The organism is Vibrio sp. 2134-1 (assembly GCF_033339495.1).
This window is the reverse complement of record NZ_JAWOUS010000010.1, coordinates 153,536-166,098: the sequence shown is the minus strand read 5'-3', so window position 1 is coordinate 166,098 and position 12,563 is coordinate 153,536. Positions and strand designations below refer to the sequence as shown.

Genomic DNA, 12,563 nt, shown 5'->3' with positions numbered 1-12,563 from the left:
TTGGCGCTGGACTAAACAAAGGCCCCCTTTTAGGGGGCTCACACAAAGCCACCTTCTTTAGAAGGTGGTAATTTACTATTATGTACCGTATTAAAAAGCGAGTGGGAAGAGCGACGCTTACTCATCTATTTGAGGATGAGAGTATTGCTGATATTCAGGTAACTCTTTTCTTAAATTACTAAATGTCGCCCATGCACTTTCTTTTGAGAGTTTGTTGATCAGCCAGTTTGGCAATAGACCTCCGGGGTCAGCAAACGCCTTGTATTCCACGAGTGTTGTATCGTTTGTGAGTTTTTGTAACTCCCAAGTCGCATCAACCGAGCGAATTCGAACATAACCATTTTGTTCAGCAAGATATGAGTCAGGTGCGCTTTTGATTTCTATCGTGAATCCCAGCTCATCGACCCAGTACTTTGAGTAGGTGACCATATCCCGATTTTTGGCAGGCCATGGTGCTTTAAACTGGGTGTAAACGATGTTCTCGGTGGCCGATATCTGATTTAAAACCCGGCTATGACTGGCATTGTCAATCCAGTTCGGGATATTGTCACTGTCTTCCAGTAGCGTTAAAAATGCACCATAGCTGGTGGGTGTGAACATCCGGGCACGGATCTCAACTAAACCGTCACTATGTTCTCGGGAGTAAATTGTGATTCCATTCTTGTCACTCTCGAACTGCCAGTTCTCGTTGGCGCTCGCATCAGTGCCAGCGGATATCAATGTGGCGAGTGTTAAGGCGCCCATTCTTAAATGCAACATCATGTTAGTATCCGCCAACTTTTCCTAAATTTAAGTTTATACGATTTGTCGTAACTATAAGGACAATAGTATGTTTTTTGTTATCGTTCTGAAGGTTGCTCTGCACTGAAGCCACGTTGAATGTTGGTGAAGGTAAGCGATGCAAATATTACGATAACGATCGCTAGATGCCATGCTTGACTCAATCCAAGCTGCACCAGAGTTAAGCTGACCAATGAGGAGACGACCATTTGTCCACCACCAGACATTGCCGCTGCGGCACCTGCTTGCTTTTTATAAGGTTGCATTACCATCGCTTGTGCACAAGGTAGGGCAATACCATTACCCAAGATCATTAATAGCTGTCCTAGCATCAGAAATAGAGGCTCAACAGGACAGAAAAATAACCATATTGCGGCAGCGAGGTGAAGAAATGGGGTGCAGAGCAGCATTTTTTTATTGCCAATAATTGGCCTTACTCGGTTACAAATCGTGGTACCACATAACATACCCAAAGCGGGAATGAGCGCCCACATCGCGTATTGAGCGGAGGTCATACCAATTTGATCTTGCATGATAAATGGCATCACAGAGACTGTTGTAATCATTAAGCTGAAGTTTAACCAACTGATACTGGCGAAACTCATAAAGTAACGAGACGTAAGTAAGTTCTTGTATTGGAACAACATTTTTCGGGGTGACGGAATGACAGAACGTTTTGCGATGGTTTCTGTGAACTTAAAGGCGATGATTACCCAGGCCAGCGAGACATAGCCCAACAGAGAAATAAACACCATACTCCAACCGAAGTGGAAGTTGATAAAGCCGCCAATCACAGGTGCAATAAGTGGCGTGATTGAAGCCGCCATGGCGATGTAAGACATTGCCACTGGGAGTTCATCCCCGCTAAATCTATCTCGAGTCGACGCCCTCGCGAGTACCGCGCAGCATCCTGTACCTAACCCTTGTAAAAAGCGCCCCATCACCATCCCTGTATATGTGTCACTGAAGAAAATAATCATCAGCAGACCAGACATCGCGATGAGTAAACCGGTAAGTAATACTCTTTTTCGTCCTAAAGCATCTGACACTGGCCCGTAGATAAATTGAGAGGGGCCAAAGCCGAGCAAATAAATACTCACAAGTAGTTGAGCTTGGTCGAGGGAGATGGAAAAGTCTTTTGCTATCCATGGCAAAGAGGGCATGACTAGCCCCATGCTCAACTGGCCAACACTAATAATAAGACAGGCGAGTAGTATAGTATGAAAGTTGATTGGGCGACTCATGACTGGTCTCCATTCAAACAACCTTTTTGGCGTCGTGATCTTAAGCCGCCTTCGTCATCCACTTCATTTAGCTTTGCTTTGACCCGCTTCACAGTCGATAGACTGACTTCGCATTGCTCTGCTACGTTTTGCAATGTGTAGCCTTCTAGCAGTAACGTTGCGATCTGTTGGTGTTTGGTTTTGTTTGCGGGGCGGCCGCGAAACTTCTGTTTCCATAACTCTGGCTGCTCTTTAATGGCCTGTCGCCCTTGCTCTGCGGCAAACAGGCGATGTTCAGTCTGCACTTTCCCATATCCAGATAACACTGTGAGTAGTGTTTGAGTTTGAACAGAACCTGGATCAAAAGTTATTGATTCACATACAGTTTTCAATGTTACCCCTTTATCGAGTAGCATTTTTATCGTGTTCAATGCTTGACTAAAGTCGCGACCAAATGCGGTCAGCCACCAGAGCACAATCGTATCCCCAGCTCTGACGGAATCGAGCAGTCGTAAGAATGCCTCTCTCTCGGTTGGAGGCATGCAACCACGAACCTTATCCTCAAAGTGCTGAGCTTCGGGCGCAAAAGCTTTTAGAGTATTAAGGTGCTCTTGGTAAGCTCGATTTTTTGGCGAATAACGAGTGTAAAGATACGTGGTCATAAGGATTATGAGCCTCTTTTTGTTTGGTTCATATAGTGTAATGGCTCATAAATATACATGGGTTCATTAATGCTTACAACACTAAATGAGCCGTTTGGGAGTCAGAGGCAAATAAAAAAGCCAACCGAATGGCTGGCTATAGCTATTTAAGCTTTTGTTGTCTGTCGCTCGATTAACTTCACTGGCACCATCATTTTTACTAGGCTGCCGTTTTTCGTATTAATTTGATCAACAATGATCTTCACGCACTCGCGAGCGAGGCGACGGAAATCCTGGCGGAATGTGGTTAATTGATAGCTTAACCATTCTGTCTGAGGAATATTATCAAAGCCAATGACTTGTAAGTCCTGAGGAATGCTCAACCCGCATTCTATACGGGCGATATCCATGACCGCCATCGCAAGGTTATCGGTTGCACAGAACACCGCTTCAGGCCGATTTTTGTCTGCCAGTATGGCACGGACTTTATCAAGTGAGCTCGCGTAGTCATAGCTGGCTTCAATGATGCGTGGCGTCTTGCCGGTTAGGTCTTCAAATTCAGAGCAGAAGCCGCTTTGACGTTCGTCATTCGTAAAGGTTGGCACTTCTCCCGTCAAATAAACCGCGTTCTTCACGCCACTTTTGTGCAGAAGTTGCGCAGCTTGTTGGCCTGCTTCGTAGTTGTCACTGATAACGTAGCTACTCCTAGTACCTTCAACAACTCGTGCGTATTGAACAATTGGGATATTAAACTCTTCACATTCTTCATAAAGGGACTTATTGAAGGTTGCGGAAGCGGCAATGACACCATCGACGCGATACTGGAAGATATTTGGGATTGAGTGGCCCTCTTCTTCATCCACTTGCCATGGAATCAATACGGCAGAATAACCTTTTTTCTGTAACTCACTGGAAATTAATTGCAGTGTTTTCATATGGATAGGGTAATCCGCATCAGGAAACACTAAACCTATCAATTTCGATTCGTTTGTGGTCAGGCTACGTGCAAAGGCGTTAGGGCGGTAGTTAAGGGCTTTAGCCGCTTCAAAGACTTTTTGCTTGGTCTTTTCGGATACTGAGCTACCCGGAACAAACACGCGCGATACAGTAGATTGAGAGACGCCTGCCATCTTTGCCACATCTTTTGATGTGACTACGTGTTTAATTGATTTCATGAATAAAACTTAGTTGCCAGTAATTGAGGTCATAAGACTAGCATAAATAGGTACGTATTCATAAATGTTCTGACGGGGTATCCTAAGTAGAATAATGGCTTTGGAGTGTTAAAAAGCAAAATGTGGGTTAACCCATTTAGTTTGCTTTGAGCTAGCACTAGATCTAGTGCGTAGATACTGTCCGTTTGTTGGACGTACAGTATCTACGTAAAGAACATTAATTTGCTTGTTTGACTGCAACTTTACGTTTCGGGGAGAGGAGTGAATACCCCATGTATCCGATGCAAGCGGTTGCGACAAGAATAGAGCAGCCACGCATAAAGTTAATCAGCATAGGAGCGTTGTCGGTAAACGCGTTGATTCCCCATAGCATCACGAGTGAGAATACAAACATTACTAGCAAGCCATAACACGGTGCATCGATTTTACCAGGAATGACGTACCATCCATCTTCCTTAATCGGCTTGTTTAAACGAGCGTACTCCGCTTGCTGGCCTTTAATTGTGTAAAGGTGCATTTCTTCCTGTTTGCCTGTTAGGAGAAGGCTTGCGGCGTAGGCGACAACGGCATTCACAAGGACGCCAATCACGCAATACCAAGGCCACGCAATATCGGTCGCAACGGCTACATACCAAATCACCAAGAAGCTAGCAGCAACGCCAATCAACAAGCCTTTTTCAGTAATGTGTTTTGAGTAGAACCCAAGGACAAACATACAGAAGCTCGCACCGACAAAGTAAGAGCCTGCCTTACTCAGCACTTCCAGTACCGAGCCTGTGCTGGTGGCAAACATGATTGCTGGAATGATGACCAAAATTGCCCATGCAACTGTAAAGAAGCGCGATACCTTCAAGTAATGCTCTTCCGACTCGTTTTGCTTGTAGAAGCGTTTGTAAAAGTCAGCCACAGAAACGGTCGCCATTGAGTTAAATGCGGAATCGAGACTCGACATACTTGCCGCCAGAATCGCAGCGGCAATGATGCCCATCAAGCCTGGCATTCCATATTCACTCGCATAATGAAGAATGATGGTATTGCCGTTTTCAAACTCTTTACCGTCGTAATAAGCGTTGAACAGGACGCCAAGCAAGATAAAGACAAAGTAAATAAAGAAGGCCACGTAGCCCATCATCAACATTGCCTTTTTCGCATCGCCCATGTTTTTCGCGGCCATACAGCGTTGTACCATCATCTGGTTACCGCCATACACGGTGGTGTGGAACATCGTCATTGCGATAACGCCGGCCCATACCGTCGTTACTTGGCTTAGGTCAAAACTTGTTTGTAGGGCATCTGTCATTCCTTTCGCTTTGAGTTCTGCCATGACCTCCGTCATCGGGGCAGGCATGCCATTCCACACGGCTTCAATGATGATGAATGCGCCAATAAATAAGATTACTGCTTGAATCACATCGGTCCAAATGACAGCCGCGATACCGCCCATTACGGTGTAGATAAGGGCAATTGCAGTGACGATCATGATGCAGTACATCACGTCGATACCAGTAATGAACTCTAAAATCATTGCTGTCGCGTAGAGTACGGCTGCCGAGCTCAATGCTTGTTTGATAAGGAAGATAAACGACAAAGTCAGTCGTGAAGCCTTACCGAAGCGTCGTTCTTGATACTCGTAGATGGAGGTTAAACCGTTGTTGTAGAAAAACGGCATAAACACAGCCACGATGAAGAAGATCACCAGCGGATAATTGAGGTGAATCGCGATAACCGACAGGCCTTCTTTGTAAGACCAAGCTGGCCCGCCAAGGAAAGACATGGCACTCACGTAAGTACAAACGACAGAAATACCGATCGCCCACCAAGGGATGCTCTTATCACCCAAAGCGAATTGGCTAGCTGAAGTGACTCGCTTACCAATCACCGCACCCAGTACTAGCGTTAGGGCGATGTATCCCCCAAGGATGCTCCAGTTAAGTGCGCCAAACTCATGCATAATTAGGTCCTTCTAACTGTTCTTTCATTTGTGCAAACACGTCATAGCCAAGTTGCAGCAGGATATGAACGATGTCGATCGCCACCCAGTTTTCCTTCAGTAAATCGCCTTCGCGTCGCCAAATGTCCATAACGCGAAGTTCGATGTGTTTTCCGGTTGGGGCAAGACCGAGCCAGCCACTGTGACCAGTGTGAGTACCATGCATATGTGGCCAACCACCTGTGGATACGTAGTCATTTTTGGCCAAAAAATTGACCTCAATATCGACACTTCGATCTGGGAACGCAAACACAAATGGCGCTTGATGGTGGTTACGGAAACCTTTGATACCGCGCGTAGTACCAATACCAGCAGGGCCGTACCACATGAAGTCATTGTGCCAGTAGTTTTCTAAATCCATCGAGAAAAGATCTTTGCCATCAAAACGACCCAAGCAAGACAGCATATCTTCAACCAGCTGGGCGCTCTTTTCACTTTCTTCCAAAGACACAACAGATTGTTGAATACCGTTAGAAGTTGCAGGAGAAGGAACCAAGCCATCGTGACCTAAGCTTTTACGAAGAGGGTTGCAGCCTGCTTGATTCATCGCGTCGATGAAGTCTGGGATCATGTAAGATTCGGTGATTTGGTCGTTCTCCACACACACCATTTCGGTGTAACGCAAGTAGAGTGTTTTCCCTGTTGCTGGGATGCCAAACAGTGGTTGTTCAAATGTACCGATAAAGTAGCCGGTAGAGTTGTACCAAGTGCGGCCTTCGTATTCGCCGTGCATAACAATTATTGGTCGGCGCTCGGCGTCAGGCAAAGCATTAACAAGTGGTGAGAGGAAAGATTCGTGGGTTGCATCTGGGCCATTAAGATCGTTCACAGGGTGCGCCACGCACCATTTTACGTCAGGGTTCAAAGTTTGCAGAGCGGCCTGTTTTTGCTCGATGTCTGCGGCTTTGAAGTAGTTCTGGTAGAACTGTTCGATGATGTTGAGTGACATGTTGCTTCCTTACTGTCTGTGATTTTAATAAATAGTGTTTAGTCAGCCGTTAGCCTTGCTGAAGCAGGATTTGCTTCCAGATTGCGGTCTCGTCAAACAAAGTGAATTCGCGACGAAGACCCCAAGGGCCAAACTCAGCGTGGCTGATCCCCATGATGTAAACCTCTTTTCCTGAAGGCTTACCAAACATCCCATATCCCTCATGCTTACCGTGCAAAGACCATCGAATTGCCGCGCGTGGTGACATCATGTCGTCATCTCGGCCAATACGATGGTGAACGGTAAATTGAGCATTTGGGAAAGACGCACGAAGTGCCATCCAAAAATGATCGACTTCCGAGTGTGATAGGGCAGTTTGACCGCCAGTGTATTCGCCGATGCAAGCGCGGTCGTACTCTTTCGGTACTATTGAGAACTCGGCATTCATAAGGCTTCTGAGAATTGCTTCGTATCGCTGACCATATTCGTTGTCGTTGCCTACGCCCAAATAAGGTCCAGGAATGTCGACTTCAGGTGTGAACGGAAATGGGCTTGATTCCACGCCACCTTCAAATTCGATTTGTTGGCGTGCAAACTCTTCTGACGTCATGCCCAGTTGCTTCGCGATATCGGCTTGATCGCGAACCAACCATTCGTCATTGATTTGGTTATTGATAGCGTGGCAATCTGCGATAATACGGAAACGAAGTTTGCGGTTCGAGGCTTGCCCGTAGAAGCCGTTGCCACTGTGTGTTGCAGTAGAGATGATTCGATGAGAAGAAAGCATGCCTTGTTCCGGGGTGCCTGACCAAATGACGTCTTCGCCATATAGCGTGCGATCGGGAAACTCGGCCAGTGTCGCCATTGTTGCACTGATCACCCCTTCGTTTCCTTGAACGATAGAGAGTGGAGTACGCACAACAATGTCGGGAGAGTAGTAGTGTTCTAAGGTGTTTAAACCTCGGTCTTCCCAAATCTCTTTTGTGATACCAAGAATGTAGTCGGGAAAATCACGCCACTTTTCATCGAAGCCAACCATGGCCATAAATCACCTCCGTAATTGAATAATTATGTTTGAATTATGTTTTGATTACGTATTCAAAATATATCATGTTGCCATTTTGTCAACGGATTGTTTTTCGATTGTTTAAATAGCGTGCTGATGATCAGGTTTTTAACAATTGAGCGGAAAATAAACTAAAAAAGTACAGGAGAGATGGAAGCTATCTCTTATCGAGACGTGTTAATAAGAAAGGAGGTCAAAGTTTTTTGTATGAATTTCATAATATCTTATTGTTTTTTAATCGCTTAATTTATTTTGATCTGTTTGAATGGAAACAAATGATTAAGCCAAAACTGATAATCATGCAGATCAAGGCACCCAAATAGACTTTATCGCTAATATTCAGCTATTTTGGTGTCAATTATCCTTATATCTTTCAAATTTTCCTTTTGCATACGAATGCTTAAAGGCTTTTTTATTAAATCGGAAGTAGATAACGAATAAGCCACTAGAAAGGTGTTTATCTAGTGGCTATAACAGTCATAAGCGCTCTATGAGTGCAACGATCAGGATAAAAGCGCAGGTAACGATAGCGAGATGGCAGGGATGAAGGTAATCAACATCAAGGCCACTATCATTGCACCAATCCAACCCATGATGGCTTTAGAGAGCGACTCTATCGGTACTTTGCCTACCTGACTTGCCATAAACAGGTTGGCACCCAGAGGAGGCGTAACAAAGCCAATGGCTAAGTTCACGATCATCACGATACCAAAATGAACTGGGTCCATGCCGAGTGCTGACGTAATGGGTAACAGAATTGGTGTGAGAATAACAATCGCTGCCAGCGTTTCCATAAAGGTACCGACGAGCAACAACAGGACATTGATGCAAAGCAGTATCAGAAGTTTGTTTTCGGTAATCGATAGAATGAACTGAGCGATCTCAGTCGGCAGACGCTCTAGCGTCAATATGCGGCCAAACGTCACGGACGCACCCACAATGACGAGCACTGCGCCAACTAACAGTGACGACTCTAGAATGATTTTCACAACTTGCGCTGGTTTGAGCTCTTTATAAACAAACATGCCAAAGAATAAGCCATAGAGCACGCCAATCGCTGCGGATTCGGTAGGCGTGAAGATACCGGAATAGATACCGCCGAGAATGATTACGGGTAGTAGCATTGCCCAACTGGCTTCTTTTAGTGCATCAAGACGCTCTGACCAAGTGGCTTTGCGTTCGTTACCTGTGTAGCCCCGCATTTTTGACACAATTAGACAATAGCCGATCAATACCATACCGACGACCAAGCCAGGAATGATGCCTGCCATGAACATTTTAGTTACCGAGACTTCAGCTGTGATCGCGTAGACGATCATCACCACAGAGGGTGGAATAATGACGCCAATTCCGCCGGAGGACGCGATTAAAGCACCTGCAAAGCTGCGGTCGTAGCCTTTCTTCACCATCGAAGGAATCATCGTCAGGCCGATAGCGGCAACAGTGGCAGACCCTGTACCAGAGATGGATGCGAAGAACATACACGCCACAATGGCCACGATACCAAGCCCGCCAGTAAAGTGGCCAAAGAAGACCTCCGCCACATGCAATAATCGTTTTGAGATCCCTCCTTGGCTCATAAGGTTACCTGCTAAGGTAAAAAGAACGACGGCGAGGAGAGGGAAGGAGTCGAGCCCTGTCACCAAGCCTTGTACTAAAAACTCGATGTTAAGGAATGGCAGGCTTAATATCGCGACCATACTGGCTGCCGCCAGAGCAATACCGACCGGAACGCCAATGAGCAGAAGCAGACCAAAGCTGCCAAACAAAAGTGCAGACGTCATGCGTTAAACTCCAATAGTCGGTTAGAAGTACGATACTTTGCTTTGATATGGCGATAGCGTTGGCGAGAAAAGCGAACTCGTTCATTGCTGGTGGAGCACGCGTTCACACGTTGATAAATGCTTGTCACTAGGCGCGCGCAGCTTAATAGTGCGCAAACTAAAACAGAGGCATACAAACACGCAATAGGAATTTCCATTGCGGGTGCAATCTGACCGAGTTGCAGGCTGCGGTTTATAACCTTAAATCCAAACCAGGCGACAGTTGCACTAAAGGCAAGGTAGATAAGATCAGAGACAATCAAACTGAATTGCGTCCAATTGCCCGGAAGTTTATCGATGAACACACGAATGCGGATGTGTCGATCATCTCGGATACAGTAGCTGATGCTCAGGTACATCGCCCATACGAATAAATAACGAGCCAGCTCTTCAGCCCACGCGATCGTTGCATCGAACAGGCGTAGGGCGATTTGCAAGCACAGTAAAGTTGTCATCGTTGAGATCGCGATAACGATAAGGGTTGGTTCTAGGTATTTGTCTAGTAAGCGAAACCACTTCATGTTCACCTCCAAAACGAGAAAGCACGACCTGTTGCCAGATCGTGCAAAAGAGTGGGAGTTATAGGCGTTCTATCTCGGCCATCACGTTGTCAAACAAGTCTTTACCCGTTTTACTGCGCAAGTCCTGGTACACGGCCGCATTCATTTTCTCTTTCATGATGCTGCGTACCTCGTCTGGGACGATGTTAACCGTCATGCCTTTTGCTTCGAGCTCTTTGATTACTTCTCGGTTTTGCTGCGCGGCGAGCTCACGCTGTTTTGCGATGGTTTCTTTGCTTACTTCACTGATCAGCGCTTGTTGTGCGGCCGGCAGTGAATCCCAAAACGATTTGTTCATGAACAACACGTAGTTGGTGTATATATGGTTAGTTAAAGAGAGATACTTTTGTGCCTCGTAAAAACGTTCGGCATAAATAGAGTAGATAGCACTTTCTTGAGCGTTAATCAGGCCTTGTTGTAACGAGGTGAAAATTTCTCCCCAAGACAGAGGTGTTGGCGCAGTACCAATAGATTTCCAAGCGCTTATTTGAGTGGGGTTAGATGCCGAGCGAATCTTTAGCCCTTTCAGGTCCTCAATACTATCAACTGGCTGTTTGTTGTTGGTCACGCTACGAAAGCCGACCTCCATAAAGCCAAGTCCATGAAAGCCTTTTGATTCCATAGCATTCAACAATGGTTGTCCGATCTTCTCACTGTCGAGCGCTTTGTGTGCTTGCTCTTCGCTATCAAAAAGGTAGAACACGTCGAGCACGTTAAACTCTGGGACGTAGGGAGAGAGTAAAACTGACGCACCAAACGTCATTTGTAAGTTGCCTTGCTGTACGAGTTCAGTCGTCTCACGCACATCGCCTACTTGTCTTGCCGGATAGATTTCAACTTCTATCTCACCGTTTGAGCGAGCTTCCACTTCTTGTTCGAAATAGAGCATTGCTTTGTGTACGGGAGAGGTTTCTTGACTGTCATGAGCAAGACGAATAACACTGGTTGCAAACGTATTCATACTGCTAAATGCAAGCCCCAGTGCGGTAAGTGAAGTAAGGATTGCTTTCTTCATCGTTCTTCCTTGTTTCTGGTATGACATGCCATGGGCATTCGTTGGCAAGTCACACAACTTTTTATGTTTTTATAAATTAGTTGAGCAATTCATATCCATTTTGCATACGAATCCAAAATAAAACATTAAAGTAACAAGTCAATAACAAGATTGATGAATTGATGAGGTATTAAATAACGATTGGTGAAAATTTAATCGTGATCACAGAAAATGCCTTACTCGAAAGCAAGGCATTTTGTTTTATGAAGAATGAATAAAAATGGATTTATTAAATGGTGCTACTACGTTCGATCAAGGTGCCTTGCTCGAAAAGGTATTCGCCAGTTGCATCCAGGTTGCCGTTGATTCGATTCATCAAGTCTTCAACCGCTCGTTTAACAATTTTGTCGACTGGTTGAGCAATGGTGGTCAAATCATAGCTCGGCCATGCAGACATCGGAATGTTATCTACACCCATCACAGAGAAGTCTTGGGGGATCTTTGCTCCGGCTTGTCGCAAGCCATCCATCACACCCATGGCGAGGATGTCGTTTGCACAAAAAATTGCATCGGGTTTGCTAGTGTGCGACAAGATCGCTTTCGCCGCTTCTAAGCCTGCTTCAAAGCTGTACTTGGCTTGGATAAAGGTTGGTGACGGGGAGCCGAGTTCTTGCAATTTTGAAGAGAAACCCAGCCAACGCTCTTCACTGGTCATGGAGCCAGCATCGCCACTGATATAAGCACACTGTTTTGCGCCTTTCTGCGTTAAATACTCGGCTGCTTGTTGGCCCGCCAATCGGTTATCAATACCAGAGCTATTGGCATTAATACCCTCGGCGTAGCGGTTAATCAAGCTTAAATGAACGCCAAACTTTTCGCATTGGGCAAACGCGCGTGAGGTTAAACGGCTGGTGGCGATAACGAGTCCGTCCACTTGGTATTCAATGGCGCGTGAAATGGCGAGATCGAGGTCGTCCTTGTCGATAGGGCAAAGCACAACTTGTCCGCCTCGCTTTTGAATTTCGACAGCCAAAGCACGAGATTGCATGTCGTACATTGGGTTTGATTCGCTATCTAACGCAATCGCCACTAAGCCTGAACGATTCGAAATCAGACCTCGGGCGATGGCATTCGGTGTGTATCCGAGCTTAGCTGCGGCATCCATCACCATTTTGCGTTTCTTCTCGCTAATACTCGCAGTCGGGCTGAATGCTCTAGATACCGTCGATTGAGAGACGCCGAGCATCTTCGCGACGTCGATCGAAGTTACTTTCGCTTTAATGGTGATACTCCTTATTTAAGGCCATTGAACCTTCTCATACGTGCTGAGTGTATGGGCTAGGGGATTTCTGTGTCTAGAGCATTACATTGATAAGGCGTAAA

11 protein-coding genes are annotated in these 12,563 nt (G+C 45.8%); all 11 read right to left on the bottom strand.

The window, feature by feature from the left end:
- Positions 1-117: 117 nt before the first annotated feature.
- The 11 genes from R7R78_RS13385 to R7R78_RS13335 all read right to left on the bottom strand — a co-directional run bounded on the left by R7R78_RS13385 (position 118) and on the right by R7R78_RS13335 (position 12,426).
- Complete coding sequence (locus tag R7R78_RS13385) at positions 118-762, bottom strand: START domain-containing protein (RefSeq protein ID WP_017820098.1); 645 nt, start codon at positions 760-762, stop codon at positions 118-120.
- 77 nt (positions 763-839) lie between these two features.
- The gene (locus R7R78_RS13380; protein ID WP_225473773.1) at positions 840-2,024 is read right to left on the bottom strand and encodes a multidrug effflux MFS transporter; all 1,185 of its coding nucleotides are present in this window, start codon (positions 2,022-2,024) and stop codon (positions 840-842) included.
- Positions 2,021-2,665: a recombinase family protein gene (locus R7R78_RS13375; protein WP_005383444.1), complete on the bottom strand. Its 645-nt coding sequence runs from the start codon at positions 2,663-2,665 to the stop codon at positions 2,021-2,023. The genes R7R78_RS13380 and R7R78_RS13375 overlap by 4 nt, the downstream gene beginning before the upstream one ends.
- 146 nt (positions 2,666-2,811) lie before the next feature.
- Entirely contained in the window at positions 2,812-3,819 is a 1,008-nt protein-coding gene (locus R7R78_RS13370) for a LacI family DNA-binding transcriptional regulator (protein ID WP_005374731.1), read from the bottom strand.
- A gap of 217 nt (positions 3,820-4,036) precedes the next feature.
- Positions 4,037-5,770, bottom strand: a complete 1,734-nt coding sequence (locus R7R78_RS13365; RefSeq protein WP_206970575.1) for a sodium:solute symporter family transporter — start codon at positions 5,768-5,770, stop codon at positions 4,037-4,039.
- A complete protein-coding gene (locus tag R7R78_RS13360) occupies positions 5,763-6,758 on the bottom strand; it encodes an ester cyclase (RefSeq protein WP_017634491.1) in 996 nt (331 codons plus the stop codon). The genes R7R78_RS13365 and R7R78_RS13360 overlap by 8 nt, the downstream gene beginning before the upstream one ends.
- A gap of 49 nt (positions 6,759-6,807) precedes the next feature.
- Positions 6,808-7,782 (bottom strand): ester cyclase, encoded by a 975-nt coding sequence (locus tag R7R78_RS13355; RefSeq protein ID WP_017820104.1) that lies wholly within the window; start codon positions 7,780-7,782, stop codon positions 6,808-6,810.
- A 524-nt stretch (positions 7,783-8,306) separates the two neighbouring features.
- The gene (locus tag R7R78_RS13350) at positions 8,307-9,587 is read right to left on the bottom strand and encodes a TRAP transporter large permease (protein WP_225473771.1); all 1,281 of its coding nucleotides are present in this window, start codon (positions 9,585-9,587) and stop codon (positions 8,307-8,309) included.
- Entirely contained in the window at positions 9,584-10,147 is a 564-nt protein-coding gene (locus R7R78_RS13345) for a TRAP transporter small permease (RefSeq protein ID WP_025768663.1), read from the bottom strand. The genes R7R78_RS13350 and R7R78_RS13345 overlap by 4 nt, the downstream gene beginning before the upstream one ends.
- Before the next feature lie 58 nt (positions 10,148-10,205).
- Complete coding sequence (locus R7R78_RS13340) at positions 10,206-11,201, bottom strand: TRAP transporter substrate-binding protein (protein ID WP_225473769.1); 996 nt, start codon at positions 11,199-11,201, stop codon at positions 10,206-10,208.
- A 268-nt stretch (positions 11,202-11,469) separates the two neighbouring features.
- The gene (locus R7R78_RS13335) at positions 11,470-12,426 is read right to left on the bottom strand and encodes a LacI family DNA-binding transcriptional regulator (RefSeq protein ID WP_025768661.1); all 957 of its coding nucleotides are present in this window, start codon (positions 12,424-12,426) and stop codon (positions 11,470-11,472) included.
- Positions 12,427-12,563: the final 137 nt, after the last annotated feature.